This window comes from Marinobacter sp. G11, from assembly GCF_021282325.1.
GTDB lineage: Bacteria > Pseudomonadota > Gammaproteobacteria > Pseudomonadales > Oleiphilaceae > Marinobacter > Marinobacter vinifirmus.
In genome coordinates, this window is sequence record NZ_JAJSPB010000037.1 from 1 (window position 1) to 18,631 (window position 18,631).

Below are 18,631 nucleotides of genomic sequence, written 5' to 3' on the forward strand. Positions count from 1 at the left end.
TCGAATTAGAGGGGGAAAGCTACCGACGACAGCAACAGCTTAAGCAGGCTGGAAAGAGTAAAAAGTAAGACCACCCAACCGGCCATCATAGTTGTCGCGGACCGGACAAGATAGTTGACGCCAGACATTTGTCGCTGGTGATATCGAAGCGGCTGGCGAAGCCGTGGAGGTAGTATATTTTCAGCATATCCTTCGCTCTGGACGCGATATGTTTCCTGACCTTAGCACCGTTGCCGGGTAAATGCCTGTTTCACGGCCCAGCTGCTGTCCTCACACAACATCGAATAAAAAAGGGGTGTGGCCGCAACGTGCTCACACCCCTCACTGTAGTTTTCATCCGCCTCATCCGTGAGCTTCTATCGATGGCCGCCAATATGTGTTGTTTCCGAGCCGCCCAAAACCGATTGGCTGGCGCTTTCGATAGGCCTTCCGCTGATTGTCAGCCATGGCACTCTGGGCATCGGCGTCCCGAACATAACGGGCAAGCGTCATCGCAGGGCTGACACCGTAGCGAGCACCGGGCGAGGCACAGGTCCAAATGTGCCGGAGTGCAAGAGCCGCATCAGGGTCTACCTTGTCAAGATAAGCCAGGCCGTAGGCGCAGGCCTCTAAAGTCATGTCGGCATGGTCGCACAACCTTGCAGTTGCTGTCGGCTTACCCCACGTATCATAGGTGTAGGTCTTGCCAATATCGTGCAACAAACCAGCGACGAAACCGAGTTCCTGAAGTTCTCGTGGCATGTCTGGCTCATTGGTCTTCGTCATGACCACTACGTTCTTCGCCACGTCCAAGGAATGAGCCAGCAGCCCGCCAGGCTCGTTATGATGGTAATTCCTGCTCGCCGGAGCTCTTAGAAAGACTTCCAGCCTGTCACGGCGCTCCAATACTCGCTTAATGAACATCTGTAACGGGGCTGACTGCAAAGACCGAACCGCAGTCACCAGCTGATCCAGTGCCTCCGGTCTCGGACAGAACGTCCGTGGCAAAGTCTGCAATGCAGGCAAGCCGGCAACGTCTGCCTGCAACGGGCGACGGATATCGGTCAGCAGGATCTCACTTTCCTCCGCACCCACACACACCTGCCCTTTGACCACGACCAGATCCATGTGGCCCAAGTGCTCTGGAATCAATATCGAACCAATTACCGCCAGAACCACGATGTCGCTGGCACAGCTGCTCAACCGAAGTTTCAGATACGGAATGCCTTCATCATCAAAACAGGCAACACGCCCCGTCAGTCGGTAGGTGCCTTTAAAAGTTTCCTGCATCAACGGGCGTAGATCATTCAGTTTCATCACCTACCTCCTTATCGTTTTCGATGACCCGACTCTGAATCAGTCGCTCAAAGGCGCTGCCATCCATGCGAGTCAGGTTCGGGATATAGCGGGAATACACTTTAAACAGCATTTCCGTTGAGGAATGGCCCAGAGTGCGGGCGACCCATTCCGGGTTTTCTCCCGACGCGAGGAGTAGCGTCGCAGCTGTATGCCGGGTCTGGTAGGGTCTGCGTTTCTTCAGCTTGAGGTGTTCCAACAAAGGGTACCAAACACGCTTGGTCACGTTATTGTGGTCCAGCGGCTCTCCCAGCCGGTTACAAAATACGAACTTGCTGAGTTTGCCGGTTGCCTCGTACTGGGATTTGAGTGCCTGGTACACGGGGCCAAACATTGGAATTTCCCTTTGTGAGCCGTCCGTTTTTGTGTATTCGGTTTGGCCGTGGATAAGTGTTTCACGTACCAGGATTTCCCGCTTTTCAAAATCCACGTACTCCCACTTGAGGCCATCAACCTCCCCCGTTCGCATGCCGGTGTAAAAACGCACCAGGTAATAGTTGTGGTAATCCTCTCTGACCGTTTCGAGAATCTTTTCTACCTCATTCAGGGAGAAAGGCTCGATGTGTACCCTCTGCTGCTTGAGCGGCTTTATGTTCAGATAGGGATTCGTGAAGTCAAACCGCTCAGCCGCCTCCGTTAGAATCATCCGCAAAATGGTCATGTGGCTGTTGATGGTTTTGGGCGCCATCAAGCCACTGGCTCCTCTTCCTTTCCGCCGAGCCATCTTGTTACGAGCGGCCAGAATATCCGGCTTGGAAATCTCGCCTACCCGTTTATCCTTGAAGGCTGGCTTGAGAGAACTGGCCAGGATGGATTCCACGTTGCGAGTGTGGGAGTTCCGCCACTGGATTTTGGATTCGAGGAACCACTGGTCAGCGAAGTCTGCGAACAAAGGAGTGATAGTTTCCGACTGACCAAGGATACCCCCCCCATTTCTGGGAAGAGCGCCAGCCTCCTCAAGTTTTTTGAGGTTTTTGCTTCCCGGGAAGAACTCGGCGTAATCAAAGCCCCCAACCAGCATTTTGGCTTCCATTCTCTGGATCAATGTCTCCAGCTGTTTTCGGTTGCGGGCGGTGTCACTCAATAAAGTCTGCTCCCTGCAGCGTATTCCTTGGTACCGAAAATCGATAAAGAGTTTCTTTGTATCGGCTCGTACTCGCACCTTAGCCATGACAAACACCTCCGCTTGCCATCGGAATGGCCAGGTTGTTCTGAGCCATGCTGAGCATGTCTTCCTCGATAATCTCCCAGATGTAGAGAATCTTTCGGCCGCCAAACGGGCGGATATAATGTTTGCCCTCTAACAGGACGCTGTCCTTCAGACACTGACGGATGGTGCGGGGGTCATACTTGATACGCTCTGAGAGCTCTTCAGTTGTCAGGTATGTGTTGTTCATGAGAACATCTCCTTTTGCCAATCAATGATCACTTGATAACTTTTGTTATCATTTGATTGTCAATATACACCCCTTGATGATAATTGCAAGTGGTGTTTGATACTTTTTTTTATCAAAAGAGCAGAGAGATGATCCGTTTCCATTTAAAGGAGTTGATAGCAGATAAGGAATTTGCCGAGAAACGACGAATTACTATCGGTGAAATCGCTAGGGACACTGGCATCAACAGGATGACACTGTCGAAAATCATCAATCATCCCGGCCACAGCACAGTGACGGACAACATTGATAAGCTATGCACTTATTTCGACTGTTCGGTTGAGCAGTTAATCACGCACATCAAGAAAGTCTCGGACGAGTCTGAAGGATCGGAAGGCGAAAAGTGATTCTCTTTTTTTAGCGTGAGGGCGGAAGCTAATATCCCGTGCCCCAGAAGACTGACGGTCAACAACGAAGAGGAACCAGAATATCCAAATCGGAAATTGGCACGCATAGGGCACGGTGAGGGCACGGAGAAAATTTCAGGATCAGAAAACAAAAAAGGCAGATCAGTAACTAACTGATCTGCCTTTCTTTTTTATGGTAGCGGGGGCAGGATTCGAACCTACGACCTTCGGGTTATGAGCCCGACGAGCTACCAGACTGCTCCACCCCGCATCAAACTGGTTGTTGGCTTCGGGGGCCAGCCCCGATCAACGTGGCGCGAATAATACGGGCTGGAATGCTGCCTGTCAAAGGTTATTACGGTTTTCCCGTAACTTAGCGCTCCAGGATCGCTGTTACGCCCTGACCACCGGCCGCACAGATGGAGATCAGCCCCCGGCCACCGCCCTTTTCCTCCAGCAATTTAGCCAGCGTCGCGACAATACGGCCGCCGGTTGCCGCGAACGGGTGGCCGGTGGCCAAGCTGGAGCCTTTCACATTCAGTTTCGCCTTGTCGATGCTGCCCAGTGGTTTATCCAGGCCCAGCCGTTCCTTGCAGAAGGCGGGATCTTCCCAGGCTTTCAGAGTAGACAGCACCTGTGCGGCAAAGGCTTCGTGGATTTCGTAGAAATCGAAGTCCTGAAGTGTCAGACCGGCTTTCTCGAGCATGCGGGGCACGGCGTAGGCCGGTGCCATCAGAAGGCCTTCTTTCTTGTCGACAAAGTCTACGGCAGCCACTTCCGAGAAAGTCAGCCAGGCTTTTACTTCCATATTGTTGGCCCTGGCCCACTCCTCGCTGGCCAGCAGCACACAGGATGAGCCATCCGTCAGCGCGGTGCTGTTGGCGGCGGTCATGGTGCCGTTCTCACGATCAAAGCAGGGCTTCAGGGTGGCCAGTTTTTCCATCGTAGTGTCCGGGCGCAGGATGTTGTCTTTCTCCAGCCCGGCCATAGGCGTTACAAGGTCGTCGAAAAAGCCTTCTTCATAGGCTTTAGCCAGCTTCTGATGGCTTTCCCAGGCCAGCCGGTCCTGATCTTCCCGGGCGATGTTCCATTCCTTTGCGGTTACCTGGCAGTGATCACCCATCGACATACCCGTGCGGGGTTCGCCGTTCTCCGGAATTTCCGGCACCAGGTGGCCCGGGCGGAACCGGCCCAGAATTTTCAGGCGCTCCTTGGTCGTTTTCGCGCGGTTAAGATCCAGCAGAATCTCCCGCAGACCTTCACCTACGCCGATAGGCGCATCGGAAGTGGTGTCTGTGCCGCCGGCAATGCCGCATTCAATCTGCCCCAGGGCAATCTTGTTGGCCACCAGAATGGCAGCCTCCAGGCCCGTGCCACAGGCCTGCTGGATATCGTAGGCCGGGGTTTCCGGGGCCAGTCCGGAGCTGAGCACGGATTCCCGGGTCAGGTTGAAGTCCCGGGAATGCTTGATCACTGCACCGGCAACCACTTCGCCCATACGCATGCCCTGCAGGTTGTAGCGGTCGACCAGGCCACGCAGTGCTGAGGTGAGCAACTCCTGGTTGCTGATTTTGCTGTAGACGGTATTGGAACGGGCAAACGGAATCCGGTTGCCGCCGATCACCGCAACACGTCGAACGGTCTGGGTGTTTCCCTTGGTGCTGCCCGCGGTGCTAGTAGCGCCTTGGGTGGTTTTCTTTGCCTGGGCCATTGCAGTCTTCCCTTTCAATAAGTACGGATTCAGATAATCTGAGGTTACAGCAAAGTCTAGCGATTGACGCCCCGGGCTCATTGGCAAGTCTGACAACGCGGTCCCTGCGTTGAGTCAATCCATTAGCCGACAGAACCTTTACCCTTTAGCCTAAATTGCACTCAACCGCATCAACAAGGAAGAAACCATGTCTGACCTCTACCTGAAAATTGTAAATACCCCTGTCGGCAAAACGGCCGCCCAATCCCTTGGCCTGCCGTCGCCGGCTCCGCTGAAACGCCTGAAGCGTGTGGACCAGCCCTTTATTGAAGGTGACGTGCTGATTGGTGCCGGTAACGGCGCCAAAGCCATCGCAACCCTCGGCTCTGTTCTTGGCGCCAGCCCGGCCAACCTGTTCCACGTCACCGGCCCGGACACCCTGGCGGAATCTTCCCAGGCCAGCAACAAGGCCAAGCCTTTTGAGGTGGGCGCCAACAGTGAAGGTAAGTTTTCCGCCCTGGTGTTTGATGCCACCGGCCTGAAAACCCCACAGGATCTTCGGGCGCTGTACGACTTTTTCCACCCGACCATCCGCAAACTGGCCGCCAATGGCCGGGTGCTGGTGATCGGCCAGGATCCCCACACCTGCCGCAAGGCCCCGAACGCCGCCGCTCAACAAGCACTGGAAGGTTTTGTGCGGGCCGTTGGCAAGGAAATCGGCAAGAAAGGCTCTACGGCTAACCTGGCATGGATTGCGCCAAACGCCGAGAACCAACTGGACTCTACCGTGCGCTTCTTTCTGTCGGCCCGGTCTGCCTATGTGTCCGGCCAGGTCGTTCGCATCGGCAAGGCTGAGGAAGCCAGGGCCACCAATCCGGTTGCCCCGCTTACCGGCAAGGTTGCCCTGGTTACGGGAGCTTCCCGCGGCATTGGTGCAGCCATCGCCGAAACCCTGGCCCGGGACGGCGCCACCGTAATCGGCCTGGACATTCCCCCGGCCATGGAAGAACTGCAGAAGGTTACCGGCGCCATCAAAGGCAAGGCACTGGCTTGCGATATTACCGATGAAAAAGCCCCCAAGCTGATTGCCGATTTCATCGAAAAGGAAACCGGTGGCGTGGACTTTGTCGTCCATAACGCAGGTATCACCCGCGACAAAACACTCGGCAATATGCCGGAGCACTTCTGGGATATGACCATCGCGGTAAACCTGACTGCCGAGGAGCTTATCGACGAGGAACTGGCTGAGCGTAACCTGATGCGCGACAACGGCCGGATTGTGTGCATTTCCTCCATCAGCGGCATTGCCGGCAACTTCGGCCAGACCAACTACTCCTGCGCCAAGAGCGGCGTGATCGGCTATGTGGAGTCTATGGCGAAGCACCTGAAAAACGGCATTACCATTAACGCCATCGCCCCGGGCTTTATCGAAACCCAGATGACTGCTGCCATGCCGTTTACGATTCGTGAAGCGGGCCGGCGCATGAACAGCCTGTCTCAGGGCGGCCATCCGGTGGATGTCGCCGAAGCCATCGCCTGGTACTGCAACCCGGCCTCTGCCGGTGTAAACGGCAACATCGTGCGGGTATGCGGGCAGTCACTGATTGGCAAATAAAAAGCAAAAAAAAAGCAGATCCGCTTGGATCTGCTTTTTTTCAAAACTGGTGGGTGGTGCAGGGATCGAACCTGCGACCCTCGCCTTGTAAGGGCGATGCTCTCCCAGCTGAGCTAACCACCCGGGAAAAAGGTTGGCGGAGCGGACGGGACTCGAACCCGCGACCCCCGGCGTGACAGGCCGGTATTCTAACCAACTGAACTACCGCTCCGCAACGATCCAACTTTATCGAGAAAGTTAAACCGGCAATCCGCTTTAAAAGTGGTGGGTGGTGCAGGGATCGAACCTGCGACCCTCGCCTTGTAAGGGCGATGCTCTCCCAGCTGAGCTAACCACCCACTTCGTAGCCTTACTGTTCTTCAGGCTTAAAGCGGTCACTTGCTGCGCTTGGCGCTTGCTGATTCAGCGTTGCTGTCTCAACCAAGTGAGACGCGCATTTTAAGCATTTCGCTCACAGTGTCAAATGTTTTCCCGAAAATTTCTTAAATTTTTTCCGACACCCGCCATATTGACCATTTGTTGATCAAAATCATAAGCTTGAGCGCTAAAAGATCCACCATCCCCCGCCGGATTCCTCTTCACGCCTGCGTTCGCGCTCACGCTCGAGCATGGCATATTCCCGCTCAAGCTCCTCCATTTTGCGATCCGCCTTAAGCGGCACGGTTGGGCCACCACCGAAGGGCCAGTACCAGGAGGCAGACTCGTACCTGCCTTCCTCCTTCAGGCGTTCGATTTCGATCTCTCTCTCTTCTTCCAGTGCGGCTTTGCGCTTTTCGTAATCTTCATCCTCATTCACTTCAACAATGGAAGTAGCCGCATGGTTCGGCGCCAACAGATCGCTGTTCAGAAACAGCGTAGACACAATCTGGTCTGCCTGCATGGCGTAGTCACGGGTCACCAGCTGCAAATCGCCGGACGCCAGCGGATGCTCCGGGTCCAGGCCCGGGTTCGGCTGTTCCGGCTCGGTCAGTTCGTTATAGCGAAGGTAGTAAATCTGCCCCGGCTTAACTTCCAGCGTAGCATCGGCAATCAGGCTCAGGCTGAAGGAGTTCAGACCCTCCAACCCCAAAAGTGGCCGGCGCATGGCAATATGCCGCTCACCCGGTTTTACCTCAAGCCAGGTGTAGCTGTTGTTGCGGATATTGAAGTAATGATGGTCATCAATATAGACACTGGGCGACTCGATCTCATCGGCCGCCCATTGGGAGTGGGTCCGGTAGAAATACAACAGGGCGTTGTTCTGGTCCCACTGGTCGTTGTCGATATGCACAAAGTCGTGGCCGGAAACCGGGTGCAGAAATGCCCCCACGCTTTTACCAATCGACTGGTAAACCGTACAGCCGGACAACATCGCCACACAAAGCAGTGCAGCCACTGGCTTCGCAGGCACCGCAGCCGGCCTCAGGAAAGGTACTCGGATTTTCATTGTTATGTGCTCTTCATCCCTTATCGAGTTGGCTGATCATAACAACTGCCAACTCCAAGAAATGAGAGCTACCGCAAGGGATGGCTACAAACCGTTACACGACGCCGGAAAAGCTCCTGCCTGAGCTTACTGGGCGCGCAGCTGATTAACCTCCTCAGACAAACGAACCAGGCGGGAAGTCAGCTGCGAACGGGAAGCATCAATCGCCGCTACGGTTTTCTTCAGCTGGGCCAGCTCATTACGCAACGCCCTCACCTCCGCATCGCCGGCACTGCTGTCTGCGGCCTTCTCCAAAGACGCAATCCGGCTTTCGATGCCATCCAGTGTCAGCTTCTGCTCCTGCTGGAACCGGCGAATACGGCCATCAACCAGCTCATCAACCCCGGCCACCTGCGCAGTTACTTCCGCAAGCTCCCCTTGCAGCGCTTCACCCGCCTGGGCCAGCTCGGCCACCCGGGTTTCCACCGCGTCCACATCCGAAGCCAACCCAGCCCGGACCTGCTCAACCTGTTCGCCCACCCCGGCAATTGCCTTCTCGGCCTCAGCGAGCTTGCCATCTATCGACGCCAGCCGTTCCTGGTGCTCGTCCAGTCGCTTCTTGTTGCGTTCATTGGCAATCGCCCAGAGTTTGCGGATCTCGCTGTCGGCCGCATCAATCTGCTTCTTATTGGCCGCCAACTGCTCTTCAAGGGAAGCGCCCCGCTCCTGCAAAGATTCGCCAGCCTCCGAAAGCTCACCCTCAAACCGCGCCAGCGCCAGCTTACTCTGCCGCGCCCAGTAATCAGCCTCCTCCAGCTGCCCCTCCAGAGCCTGAATCCGCTGCTCCTGAAAATACCAGCCCGCCCCAGCACCCGCAGCAACCACCAGCAACAACCAGGCCAACCCGGAACCACCCCCCGAACCCCCGGCCTTATCCTGCTTCGGCGGCCTGGGTGGTTTTGGCGGCTTCTCAGCCTTCTGCTTCGGCTTATCCGCCTTCACCGGCTTCTGCTTTCCGGGCGCAGTTTCCCTGGGCTCTGCGGCACCAAAAGGCTCGTCAGCAATCAGCTCGTCATCATCCGGGCGGATAGGTTCCATTACAGCTCCTGAAAAATGGGTATTAACAATAATGGCCTCGATAATACCCGCTGTTACGTGACTCTTAAAATGACAGCTTATAAAGGTTTATCAGTGGCGGATAACTGCACCGAATTCCGGGATTCGTCCGGGCCGTCTTTTCCGGAAATTTCGAAGGCCATGGATGGCCTGAGAGAAGCGCCCATGGACGGGCTTGTAGCGGTTTCCGGAAAAGACGGCCCGGACGGATCCTACAACAACGCAGAAGTTGCATGGTAAGTAGCCAAAACATACAATGGCCGGCTTTCCAATTATCACAGGACAGTTGCACATGCAGCCGCTTGTAGGACTCATCATGGGCTCGAAATCCGACTGGCCCACCATGGAACACGCCGCCGAAATGCTCGAAAAACTCGGCGTAGCCTACGAAACCCGGGTAGTCTCCGCCCACCGCACCCCAGACCTGCTCTTCGACTACGCCAAAACCGCCTCAGACCGCGGCTTAAAGGTAATCATCGCAGGCGCCGGCGGAGCCGCACACCTGCCCGGCATGGTTGCCTCGCAAACCTCTTTGCCGGTACTGGGTGTACCCGTACAATCAAAGGCCCTGAACGGCCTGGACTCACTACTGTCCATCGTACAAATGCCCGGCGGCATCGCCGTCGGCACCCTGGCCATCGGCAAAGCGGGTGCCACCAACGCCGGCCTGCTGGCTGCCCAGATTATCGGCACGCACGATGACAGCGTGCGAAAGGCCGTAGACGAATTCAGGGCAACCCAAACACAAACGATCCTGGATAATCCTGATCCAAAAGATCAGTGAATCCAGCTCGAAGACCAGACAAGCAGGCTGGGTGAAGCCTTCCAAAACTGTGCGGAGCCATGGATGGCGGAGCCCAAGCGCCACATGGACGTGCCGAAGGAGCGTGTTTTGGAAGGCTTCACCCGGACTGCGGCATACTCCAATCGCTGACCCAGCAGGAGACGCAGAATGAGAATCGGTGTACTAGGCGCTGGCCAACTCGGGCGCATGCTCGCCCTGGCCGGATACCCGCTGGCCAAAGACTTCGTTTTCTATGACATGTCCGGCAGCCCAAGCGCAGGCCTGGGCGAGACCATCGTAGACCGCGACGGCAAGTACCTGGACGACTTCCTGTCCAGAGTCGACCGCGTAACCTACGAATTCGAGCACCTTCCCGTAGAAGTTGCCGAAGAACTCGCCAAACACAAACCGGTACACCCCTGCCCCCGGGCCCTGCAGGTTTGCCAGAACCGCGTCGCCGAGAAAACCCTGTTCGGCCAGCTGGGCATTCCGACCCCAAAATGGAAAGTGGCCGACAGCGCAGATTCCCTCAAGGCTGCTGCTGAGGAACTCGGTTGCCCGGTTGTCGCGAAATCCATCACCGAAGGCTACGACGGCAAAGGCCAGGCTGTACTGAAAAGCCCGGACCAGGCCGACGACGCCTGGGATATGATCGGCCACCCACAGGTTATCGTGGAGAAATTCGTCAATTTCAGCCGCGAAGTCTCCATCATTGCGGTACGGGCCGAAGACGGTGACGTTGCCTTCTATCCCATTGCCGAGAACACCCACCACGAAGGCATCCTGCGCTACTCCATCGCACCGGCACCCGGCCTTCAGGACCACGTCCAGAAAGACGCCGAGCGCTACATCAAGGCCCTGCTGAATGAATTGAACTATGTGGGCGTATTAACCCTCGAACTGTTCGAAACACCGGAAGGACTGGTTGCCAACGAAATGGCACCCAGAGTGCACAATTCCGGCCACTGGAGCATCGAAGGCGCCATGACCAGCCAGTTCGAGAACCACATCCGTGCCGTCAGCGGCCACCCGCTCGGCAGCGTGGAACCCCGTGGCCTGAGCTGCATGATCAACATCATCGGCGAGCATGGCGACATTGAACGGATACTGGAACTGCCCTACGCTCATGTGCACCTTTACAACAAAGGCGAACGGGCGGGGCGCAAGCTGGGCCATGTGAACATCCTGGCAGACAGCTACGAAGAACTGGTATGGCGGGTGCGCACCTGCGCCCAGTTCCTGCCGGGCTGCCCGGAGTTTAAAAGTTCATTAACGGCAAAGGGTTGATTTAACTCAAACCGCCCTTATATTGCTTGAACGTACATCCACAAACACAGAGAGACAGGGAGAACGACCTCATGGCATTTGAACTTCCCGCACTGCCTTACGAAAAGAATGCACTCGAGCCGCACATGTCCCAGGAAACCCTGGAATACCATTACGGCAAGCACCACCAGACTTACGTAACCAAGCTGAACGGTCTGGTTGACGGCACCGATAATGCCAGCAAGTCCCTGGAAGACATCATCAAGAGCGCCAGCGGCCCGCTGTTCAACAACGCCGCCCAGGTATGGAACCACACGTTCTTCTGGAACTGCCTGAGCCCGAACGGCGGTGGCGAGCCCACTGGCGCAGCCAAGGAAGCCATCGAGAAGGCTTTCGGCTCTTTCGAAGATTTCAAAAAGGAATTCAACGACAAGGCCGCCAACAACTTCGGTTCCGGCTGGACCTGGCTGGTGAAGAAGGCTGACGGCAGCGTTGCCATCGTAAACACCAGCAACGCGGAAACTCCGCTGACTGGCGCCGACAAGCCGGTACTGACCGTCGACGTATGGGAACACGCCTACTATATCGACTACCGGAACAGCCGCCCGAACTACCTGGAGGGCTTCTGGAACCTGGTGAACTGGGATTTCGTGAACGAAAACCTGGCCTGATCAGGCACCAAGCGCATCAGCGGGTAAACTGCTGACGCCCCAAACGCCCGCCCGGGGTTACCCGCGCGGGCGTTTGTGTTTCTGAACACCATCAATCCGCTACAATCAGATACAAGGCAAATCACAAAACTCCGAAAAAATCGTCCATACTCCATGCAGTTACAGCAAATCTGGACCATACTGTTGTCCTGATCGGACAAACCGTGACAAACCCTCAAAAACACCCGTGCCGTTAACACAAGAAACTGCAGGATGCCCAGAGCCTTGGATGTAGAGCAACACCTCGGATACCGGATTCTACGCTGGATGCTGGCTACAGCCGTCATCTGCGGCGTGCTGGTGAGTTCCGTACAGGTGGTCCTTGATGCCCGCAGAGTCTCCAAGGAACTGGAAGCCCAGGCAGCGCAAACCATCAGCATGGTCCGCGATGCCGCCACCCAATCGGTGTTCAGCATTGACGACATTCTGGCCCGGCAGGTAATCGACGGCCTCTTTGCACTCAAACCTATCCACCTGGCCAGGATTACCCACCCTACGGGCGAAGAACTGGGTGGCCGGGTTCGCCCCCTGAGGGATAACGCTTTCCGGCCGATCACCGACCCGATTTTCGGTGCTGTGCAGGAGTACCGCGAAAGCCTCAGCCGCAGCGCCAGCCCCGACACTGTCTACGGTTACCTGGAAATCCACTTTGATACCGCACCGCTGGCAGCCAACTGGCTCACCCGGGCCGCCGTTACCTTTGCCTCCGGCATTGCCCTGGCGCTGATACTGGGCCTGATCATGTTCGTGGTATTCCACCTGCTGCTGACCCGCCCTCTGCTGCGCATTGTGCATTCGGTAAAGAAAGTCGACCCGGAAAAGCCCGACGACCGGCTGATTGCCTTGCCCAGGGGCCACAGAAACGATGAGCTGGGGCTCTGGGTCAATGCCACCAACAACCTGCTGGTGGGCATCGGAGACAGCCAGAAACGCCACCGAGAGGCGGAAGACCGGGTCAATAAGCTGTCCCGCTACGACCAACTCACTGGCTTGCCAAGCCGGGATACCTTCCTGGAATCCCTTCGGGACGAAATAATCACGGCCCAGAAGAACAACCGGACACTGGCACTGATGGTCTGCGGCATTGATGACTTCAAATCTGTAAACGACCAATGCGGCTTCCGCACCGGCGACATCATCCTGCAAACCATGGCCAGCCGCCTGACCGCCAACCTGCCCGCCGAGCGGTTCATGGTGGCGCGCCTTGGCAGTGACCAGTTCGTCATCGTGGAGAAAAACCTGAAAGACGGCTTCCAGGCGGCAGAAACCGCAGAAAAGATCCTCGCCAGCTTCGCAACACCGGTGAATGCCGGCAACCACCGAATTTCACTGACGGCCACCATCGGCATCGCCCTTTATCCATCAGATGCCAAGAAAGCAGACCCCTTGCTGCAAAGTGCCGAGCAGACCATGGCACTGGCCAAGCGCAGCAGCCACAACCACTTCCAGTTCTACGTGGCCAGCATCGACAAACAGATCCGCGAGCGCAAACAGCTGGAAAAAGACCTGGCCTCCGCCCTGGTAAACCACGAATTCCATCTGGTGTACCAGCCCCAGATCAACCTCAGCAACAAGCAAGTGATCGGTGCCGAAGCCCTACTGCGCTGGGAGCACCCGGAGAAAGGCCTGGTTCCGCCGGACTATTTCATCCCGGTAGCGGAAGCCAACGGGTCCATCGTGGAAATCGGCCAGTGGGTTCTGGACCAGGCCTGCTGGCAGGCCGCCCGCTGGGCCAGCGAGGGCAAGTCACTGCGGGTGGCCGTTAACCTTTCGGCGGTTCAGCTACGGCAGGAGTCTATTGTGGAGGATATCCTCGGTGCACTGGATCGCCATCACCTGCCCGCCGCCCTGCTGGAACTGGAAGTGACAGAAACCAGCTTCATGACCAACATGGCCGACGCCATCCGAAAGCTGAACCAGCTACAGCAGGCAGGCATTGTTATCTCGGTGGATGATTTTGGTACCGGCTACTCCTCCCTGACCTACCTGAAGAAGATGCCGGTACACAGCCTCAAAATCGACAAACAGTTTATCCGGGATCTCCTGGTTAACGAGGAAGACACCCGCATTGCCAACATCATCATCGACCTGGGCCGCAGCCTGAAACTCAAGGTCATTGCCGAGGGCGTGGAGACTGCGGAACAGGAGGCTTACCTTACCCGCAGAGGCTGCGATATCGGCCAGGGCTATTTCTTCAGTAAACCGGTACCACCCAGGGATTTTGAGAGCTTCTTAAAGACATTCCACCGGAATATCGTGGAAAATAACACCTGAACAACCTGTTAACCCTCCAAGGAGTCGTCATGGGAACCACTGTCATCGGCCTTGTTGTTATTGCCGTTGTCGTTTTCTACCTGGTTTTTATCTACAACCAGCTGGTATCACTGCGCAACCAGTTCAAGAACGGGTTCGCCCAGATTGATGTGCAACTGCAGCGCCGGCACGACCTGATTCCCAACCTGGTGGAATCCGCCAAGGCGTATATGGATCATGAAAAATCCACCCTCACCCAGGTGATGGAAGCCCGAAACAACGCCGTCAGCGCCCAGAAAGATGCCGCCAGGGATCCAAGCGATAACACCAAAATGCAGCGCCTGGGTGGTGCCGAAAACCTTCTCACCAAGGCTCTGGCCAACTTCTACGCGGTCGCCGAGAACTATCCGGATCTGAAAGCCAATGAAACCGTTCAGCAGTTGATGGAAGAACTGTCCAGCACCGAAAACCGGGTTGCCTTCGCGCGCCAGGCTTATAACGACGGTGTCATGAGCTACAACATCTTCCGGGAGAAATTCCCCAACAACATTGTTGCCGGCATGTTCGCCTTCAAGGAAACTGCCCAACTGCAACTGGAGACCCCGGAAGCCCGCCAGGCACCGAAAGTCAGCTTCTGAGGCCTGAGCCATGGCAAACCCCGGTTTCTTTCAGCGCCAGGCCCACGCCCGGCGCAACACCGGCCTGCTCGTTGTCCTGTTCCTGACCGCTGTTATCCTCATTACCCTCGCGGTATGCCTGGTGGGCTACGCCATCACCCGCAGCGACACCTCCTACCTGCCCTTCCACACCTGGCTGCTGTCGAGCCATGGCCTGGTCACCGCAGTTGCCGTGGTATTGCTGGTCGGGATCGGCTCGCTGATCCGCTGGGTGGACCTGGCCGGTGGTGGCAGCCGGGTGGCGAAGATGGTCGGTGCGCGGCTCATTGAACCCGACACCCGGGACCCGGAAGAGCGGAAGCTGCGCAACATTGTCGAAGAAATGGCTATCGCCAGCGGCGTGTCGGTACCGGAACTCTATGTAATGGACCAGGAAACCGGCATTAATGCCTTTGTGGCGGGCTATACGCCTGGTGAGGCGGTGATGGTGGTAACCCATGGCGCCCTCACCCACCTGAGCCGCGACGAGCTTCAGGGCGTGGTGGGCCACGAATTCAGCCACATCTTCAACGGCGACATGCGCCTGAACGTGCGCCTTATTTCCCTGCTTGCGGGTATCCTGATGATTGGCCAGATCGGCCACTTCCTGCTGCGGGCCGGTTTTTACAGTGGCGCCCGCAGCCGTGGCAACCGGGATGGCCGTGCCCAGGCATTGATCGGCCTGATGGGCCTGGCCCTGATGATCATCGGTTATGTGGGGGTATTCTTCGGCCGGCTGATTCAGGCGGCAGTCTCCCGCCAGCGGGAAATGCTGGCCGATGCGTCATCGGTGCAGTTCACCCGTAATCCGGAAGGCATTGGTGGTGCACTGTTTAAAATCGGGATGAAAGGCGGCTACCTGGACACCACCAGCCACGCCAGCGATATGAACCATATGTGTTTTGGCGAATCCGCCCGGATGAAATTCACCAGCCTGCTGGCTTCGCATCCCCCCGTCGACGAACGCATCAACGCCATCCAGCCCGGGCTACTGGCGCGCCTGCGCAGCCGGCTGAGGGATACCGAACCGGACAGCGCCCTGCGCAAGAGGCCGGCAGAGAGCGCCAGCACACACGTTCGCGACCTGGTCAATCAGGTCGTCGAACCCGCCCGCGGTAGCCATGGTGGCAACCGCTTCTCCCCTGTGCGCTCCTCGCTGGCCGCCGGCACCGGAGAAAACGCAGCCACCCTGTCGAAAAGAGTGGGCACCGTTACCCCCCAAAGCGAGGCTTTCGCGGCCCACCTTCTGCAGCAACTGCCATCCACCTTCCGCAGCCTGCTCTATACCCGGGCCGGCGCCATTCAACTCTGCTATGGCCTGTTGATCCGTGAACTGCCGGGCCAGCAACAGCAGGAGTGGCTTGCCTTGATTCCCGAACATTCGCTGCTGGGCCCCAAGGCGACCCTGCTCGACAAATTACTGCCCACCCTGACAAGGCTGGGCGATTCCGCCCGTTTCCCGGTACTGGAACTGGCCATGCCCGCCCTGAGAAAGCTGGACCCGGACGAACGACAACAGCTGATCAGCAATGTTCAGAAGCTAGTGGCAGCAGACAAGCGGGTGAACCTGTTCGAGCTGGCACTCACCACCTTCCTGAACCGCCACCTGGGTGCCGGTGCCGAAGAGATCATTCCGGTGAAATACCGCAACTACCGGCAGGTATTACCGGCCATCAGCCGCGTGCTGAGTCTGTTTGCCCGGGCGGGCAGCGACTCAAGCGAGCAAGCCGGACAGTTGTACCGGCAGGCCATGGCCGGTTTTGGCAGCGGCTCAGAGCAGGATGCAGAACAGAAAGTGTCTATGCGCCAGCTGAGCGAAGCCCTGCATATGCTGAGCCGCCTGTCGCCACTCCTGAAACCGGGCATCATCGACGCCTGTGGCTACTGCATCAGCCACGACGGCAAGGTAGACGTAAAAGAATACGAACTGATGAGACTGGTGGCAGACCAGCTGGATTGCCCGATGCCACCACTTTGATTTCGCCCGGCAGAAACAAAAAGGCCAGACTCCTGAAAGGGAGCCTGGCCTTTTTCGATTCGGCGTCTGTTACTGACGACGGCCTTCAAACAGCATGTCGACAGACGGCTGCTGGTCCGGGGCTGGCAAGCCAAGCTTCTCACGCACACTCAGGTCCACATCCCACAGGCGATTGAACTTCTCGGTGGTTGCCGCAACGCTCTCGTCTTTGCCCAGCATGATGGTCGGGCGCAGGAACACCAGCAGGTTCCGCTTCACCCGGGTTTCGGATTCTGAGGAGAACAACCGGCCCAGCAGCGGGATATCACCCAGCAGCGGCACCTTGCTTTTGCTCACCTGGTAGTCGTCTTTTATCAGACCACCCAGCACCACGGTTTCGCCGTCATCGGCCAGCACCGTGGTTTTGATTTCCCGCTTGTTGGTGATCAGGTCAGAAGCACCGGCCACGTTGGTGGTAGAGATATCCTCGGTGGTCTGCTCAACCACCAGCCGTACCAGGCCATCGGCACTGATGGTTGGCGTCACCTTCAGGGACAGGCCCACATCCCGGCGCTCGATGGTAGTGAACGGGTTGGTGGTGCCGTCCCCGGTTACCGTAGACTCACCGGTCCGGAACGGAACGTTCTGGCCCACGATGATTTCAGATTCCTGGTTATCCAGGGTAATGATGCTCGGGGTCGACAACAGGTTGGCAGCGGAGGAAGACGACAGCGCCTGAATCAACACGCCCCAGGTAATACCGTTTTCGTCCCGCTCGCCGGCACCGATGGTAATACCGCCGCCAAGCTGGGGAATCATATCGCCCACCAGCGCACCGATGACCGAGTTCAGGCCCACCATACCATCACCGCTGGTCAGGTTGGTGCCGATTGCCGGTACCGAGCCAACAGATTCATCACCGGCCGCAAGCTGAACGCCCAACTGGTCGCCCAGCTCGTCACTGATTTCAACGATGGCGGCCTCAATCATCACCTGGGCACGGCGCACATCCAGGGCGGCCACGATCTGCTCGGCTTCCTGCATGAGAGAAGGCTCACCGCGCACCACCAGGGCGTTCAGGCCTTCGTCAGCAAACACGGAAAACGAAGAAGACTGGCGACTACCAGAACCACCACCGGCGGTTCCGCTGGCGCCGGGCGCTTCCCGGGCAACTTCACCCATTACACCCTTGAGAATCTCGGTCAGTACCTTCGCATCGGCATGGCGCAGGCGAATCACACTGGTGGTTCCGCCCGTGGCCGAGGGCTGGTCCAGCTGGCGGATCAGGCCGCGCATCTTGTCGCGGAAGGTCTGGTCGCCCCGCAGAATCAGCCGGTTACTGCGCTCATCAGCCGTCACGTTATACTTGCGCGCCACGTTTTCGCCACCGGAGCGGCCCAGCTCATCCGGGGCCAGTTCCTGCAGCAGCTTAACCATGTCACCGACCCAGGCCTCTTTAAGCTGGATAACTTCGACTTCGTATTTCGACGGGCTGTCCAGTTCACGCACAATCTGCTCAATGCGCTGAATGTTGGAGGAATGGTCGCTGACAATCAGGGCATTGGCTGCCGCCACACCGGCCAGGTGGCCATACTTTGCCACCAGCGGGCGCAGGATGGGCACCAGCTCCAGGGCGTTGGCGTTGTCGATCTGGATTACCCGGGTGATCAGCTGTTCCGAAGGGGTAACAGGGAAGCGATCCAGAATCTCGGCAGACTGCTTGGCATCTACCTGCTGAACAATCTTCACCACTTCCTCACCGGGTATGGCGGTGAAACCGTGAACGTTCAGCACGGCCAGGAACAGGTCGTAAATTTCGTCTTTGTTCATGGGGGCGCTGGACAACACCGTTACCTTGCCCTTTACCCGGGGGTCCACCACAAAACTGTAGCCGGTTATATCGGCCACCTGGGTGACAAAGGCCCGGATATCGGCATCCTTGAGGTTAAGCCGCCAGGTTTCCTCCTGGGCCTGAACCACCGACATCACCGGCAGCAGGATTACAAACAGAAGGGTCCGGAGAAGATTGGTTTTGTGGTTATACATCTGGCGATATCATCC

16 protein-coding genes and 4 tRNA genes are annotated in these 18,631 nt (G+C 57.2%); 9 read left to right on the forward strand and 11 right to left on the reverse strand.

What is annotated here, in order from left to right:
- Positions 1 to 342: 342 nt before the first annotated feature.
- From LWH94_RS16980 to LWH94_RS16990, 3 genes are read right to left on the reverse strand one after another with little or no spacing between them, the layout of a single operon-like run.
- Positions 343 to 1,296 (reverse strand): TraI domain-containing protein, encoded by a 954-nt coding sequence (locus LWH94_RS16980; RefSeq protein ID WP_232903004.1) that lies wholly within the window; start codon positions 1,294 to 1,296, stop codon positions 343 to 345.
- Complete coding sequence (locus tag LWH94_RS16985) at positions 1,283 to 2,506, reverse strand: tyrosine-type recombinase/integrase (protein WP_094625375.1); 1,224 nt, start codon at positions 2,504 to 2,506, stop codon at positions 1,283 to 1,285. The genes LWH94_RS16980 and LWH94_RS16985 overlap by 14 nt, the downstream gene beginning before the upstream one ends.
- Positions 2,499 to 2,732, reverse strand: coding sequence for a hypothetical protein (locus LWH94_RS16990; protein WP_008170356.1), 234 nt, complete (start codon positions 2,730 to 2,732; stop codon positions 2,499 to 2,501). Before LWH94_RS16990 ends, LWH94_RS16985 begins: the two co-directional genes overlap by 8 nt.
- 128 nt (positions 2,733 to 2,860) lie before the next feature.
- On the opposite strand from LWH94_RS16990, the gene LWH94_RS16995 reads away from it, so the two are divergent.
- Positions 2,861 to 3,118 carry a helix-turn-helix domain-containing protein gene (locus LWH94_RS16995; RefSeq protein ID WP_232903005.1) on the forward strand — a complete coding sequence of 86 codons (258 nt, stop codon included), beginning with the start codon at positions 2,861 to 2,863 and terminating at the stop codon, positions 3,116 to 3,118.
- 194 nt (positions 3,119 to 3,312) lie between these two features.
- Here LWH94_RS16995 and LWH94_RS17000 read toward each other — a convergent pair.
- A tRNA-Met gene (locus tag LWH94_RS17000) sits at positions 3,313 to 3,389 on the reverse strand.
- Between the two features lie 102 nt (positions 3,390 to 3,491).
- Positions 3,492 to 4,829, reverse strand: coding sequence for an acetyl-CoA C-acetyltransferase (locus LWH94_RS17005; RefSeq protein WP_232903006.1), 1,338 nt, complete (start codon positions 4,827 to 4,829; stop codon positions 3,492 to 3,494).
- 187 nt (positions 4,830 to 5,016) lie between these two features.
- On the opposite strand from LWH94_RS17005, the gene LWH94_RS17010 reads away from it, so the two are divergent.
- Positions 5,017 to 6,423 carry a 3-oxoacyl-ACP reductase gene (locus tag LWH94_RS17010; RefSeq protein ID WP_232903007.1) on the forward strand — a complete coding sequence of 469 codons (1,407 nt, stop codon included), beginning with the start codon at positions 5,017 to 5,019 and terminating at the stop codon, positions 6,421 to 6,423.
- 47 nt (positions 6,424 to 6,470) lie between these two features.
- On the opposite strand, the gene LWH94_RS17015 is transcribed toward LWH94_RS17010, so the two are convergent.
- The 5 genes from LWH94_RS17015 to LWH94_RS17035 all read right to left on the reverse strand — a co-directional run bounded on the left by LWH94_RS17015 (position 6,471) and on the right by LWH94_RS17035 (position 8,926).
- A tRNA-Val gene (locus LWH94_RS17015) sits at positions 6,471 to 6,546 on the reverse strand.
- 11 nt (positions 6,547 to 6,557) lie between these two features.
- Positions 6,558 to 6,634, reverse strand: a tRNA-Asp gene (locus LWH94_RS17020).
- A gap of 51 nt (positions 6,635 to 6,685) precedes the next feature.
- Positions 6,686 to 6,761 (reverse strand) — tRNA-Val (locus LWH94_RS17025).
- A 206-nt stretch (positions 6,762 to 6,967) separates the two neighbouring features.
- Entirely contained in the window at positions 6,968 to 7,849 is an 882-nt protein-coding gene (locus tag LWH94_RS17030; protein ID WP_232903008.1) for a DUF2846 domain-containing protein, read from the reverse strand.
- Between the two features lie 126 nt (positions 7,850 to 7,975).
- The gene (locus tag LWH94_RS17035; RefSeq protein ID WP_232903009.1) at positions 7,976 to 8,926 is read right to left on the reverse strand and encodes a hypothetical protein; all 951 of its coding nucleotides are present in this window, start codon (positions 8,924 to 8,926) and stop codon (positions 7,976 to 7,978) included.
- A gap of 93 nt (positions 8,927 to 9,019) precedes the next feature.
- Here LWH94_RS17035 and LWH94_RS17040 point away from each other — a divergent pair, with 93 nt between their 5' ends.
- The 7 genes from LWH94_RS17040 to LWH94_RS17070 all read left to right on the forward strand — a co-directional run bounded on the left by LWH94_RS17040 (position 9,020) and on the right by LWH94_RS17070 (position 16,591).
- Positions 9,020 to 9,184 (forward strand): hypothetical protein, encoded by a 165-nt coding sequence (locus LWH94_RS17040; RefSeq protein WP_232903010.1) that lies wholly within the window; start codon positions 9,020 to 9,022, stop codon positions 9,182 to 9,184.
- 52 nt (positions 9,185 to 9,236) lie between these two features.
- Positions 9,237 to 9,728: a 5-(carboxyamino)imidazole ribonucleotide mutase gene (gene purE / locus LWH94_RS17045; protein WP_022989333.1), complete on the forward strand. Its 492-nt coding sequence runs from the start codon at positions 9,237 to 9,239 to the stop codon at positions 9,726 to 9,728.
- A 168-nt stretch (positions 9,729 to 9,896) separates the two neighbouring features.
- On the forward strand, positions 9,897 to 11,015 hold the full coding sequence (locus LWH94_RS17050; RefSeq protein WP_232903011.1) for a 5-(carboxyamino)imidazole ribonucleotide synthase: 1,119 nt from the start codon (positions 9,897 to 9,899) through the stop codon (positions 11,013 to 11,015).
- A gap of 71 nt (positions 11,016 to 11,086) precedes the next feature.
- Positions 11,087 to 11,665, forward strand: coding sequence for a superoxide dismutase [Fe] (gene sodB, locus LWH94_RS17055; protein WP_022989335.1), 579 nt, complete (start codon positions 11,087 to 11,089; stop codon positions 11,663 to 11,665).
- Between the two features lie 252 nt (positions 11,666 to 11,917).
- Positions 11,918 to 13,978 (forward strand): putative bifunctional diguanylate cyclase/phosphodiesterase, encoded by a 2,061-nt coding sequence (locus LWH94_RS17060; RefSeq protein WP_232903012.1) that lies wholly within the window; start codon positions 11,918 to 11,920, stop codon positions 13,976 to 13,978.
- 29 nt (positions 13,979 to 14,007) lie between these two features.
- The gene (locus LWH94_RS17065) at positions 14,008 to 14,595 is read left to right on the forward strand and encodes a LemA family protein (protein ID WP_232903013.1); all 588 of its coding nucleotides are present in this window, start codon (positions 14,008 to 14,010) and stop codon (positions 14,593 to 14,595) included.
- Positions 14,596 to 14,605: 10 nt separating this feature from the next.
- Entirely contained in the window at positions 14,606 to 16,591 is a 1,986-nt protein-coding gene (locus LWH94_RS17070) for a M48 family metallopeptidase (RefSeq protein WP_232903014.1), read from the forward strand.
- A gap of 69 nt (positions 16,592 to 16,660) precedes the next feature.
- Here the strand turns inward: LWH94_RS17070 and gspD are convergent, their stop codons facing one another.
- Positions 16,661 to 18,616, reverse strand: a complete 1,956-nt coding sequence (gene gspD / locus LWH94_RS17075; RefSeq protein WP_232903015.1) for a type II secretion system secretin GspD — start codon at positions 18,614 to 18,616, stop codon at positions 16,661 to 16,663.
- Between the last annotated feature and the right edge of the window lie 15 nt (positions 18,617 to 18,631).

What these genes read in the sequence shown, in the direction of transcription:
- LWH94_RS16980 (WP_232903004.1), bottom strand. Translation starts at nt 1,296, where the DNA reads ATGAAACTGAATGATCTACGCCCGTTGATGCAGGAAACTTTTAAAGGC.
- LWH94_RS16985 (WP_094625375.1), bottom strand. Translation starts at nt 2,506, where the DNA reads ATGGCTAAGGTGCGAGTACGAGCCGATACAAAGAAACTCTTTATCGAT.
- LWH94_RS16990 (WP_008170356.1), bottom strand. Translation starts at nt 2,732, where the DNA reads ATGAACAACACATACCTGACAACTGAAGAGCTCTCAGAGCGTATCAAG.
- LWH94_RS16995 (WP_232903005.1), top strand. Translation starts at nt 2,861, where the DNA reads ATGATCCGTTTCCATTTAAAGGAGTTGATAGCAGATAAGGAATTTGCC.
- LWH94_RS17005 (WP_232903006.1), bottom strand. Translation starts at nt 4,829, where the DNA reads ATGGCCCAGGCAAAGAAAACCACCCAAGGCGCTACTAGCACCGCGGGC.
- LWH94_RS17010 (WP_232903007.1), top strand. Translation starts at nt 5,017, where the DNA reads ATGTCTGACCTCTACCTGAAAATTGTAAATACCCCTGTCGGCAAAACG.
- LWH94_RS17030 (WP_232903008.1), bottom strand. Translation starts at nt 7,849, where the DNA reads ATGAAAATCCGAGTACCTTTCCTGAGGCCGGCTGCGGTGCCTGCGAAG.
- LWH94_RS17035 (WP_232903009.1), bottom strand. Translation starts at nt 8,926, where the DNA reads ATGGAACCTATCCGCCCGGATGATGACGAGCTGATTGCTGACGAGCCT.
- purE (WP_022989333.1), top strand. Translation starts at nt 9,237, where the DNA reads ATGCAGCCGCTTGTAGGACTCATCATGGGCTCGAAATCCGACTGGCCC.
- LWH94_RS17050 (WP_232903011.1), top strand. Translation starts at nt 9,897, where the DNA reads ATGAGAATCGGTGTACTAGGCGCTGGCCAACTCGGGCGCATGCTCGCC.
- sodB (WP_022989335.1), top strand. Translation starts at nt 11,087, where the DNA reads ATGGCATTTGAACTTCCCGCACTGCCTTACGAAAAGAATGCACTCGAG.
- LWH94_RS17060 (WP_232903012.1), top strand. Translation starts at nt 11,918, where the DNA reads ATGCCCAGAGCCTTGGATGTAGAGCAACACCTCGGATACCGGATTCTA.
- LWH94_RS17065 (WP_232903013.1), top strand. Translation starts at nt 14,008, where the DNA reads ATGGGAACCACTGTCATCGGCCTTGTTGTTATTGCCGTTGTCGTTTTC.
- LWH94_RS17070 (WP_232903014.1), top strand. Translation starts at nt 14,606, where the DNA reads ATGGCAAACCCCGGTTTCTTTCAGCGCCAGGCCCACGCCCGGCGCAAC.
- gspD (WP_232903015.1), bottom strand. Translation starts at nt 18,616, where the DNA reads ATGTATAACCACAAAACCAATCTTCTCCGGACCCTTCTGTTTGTAATC.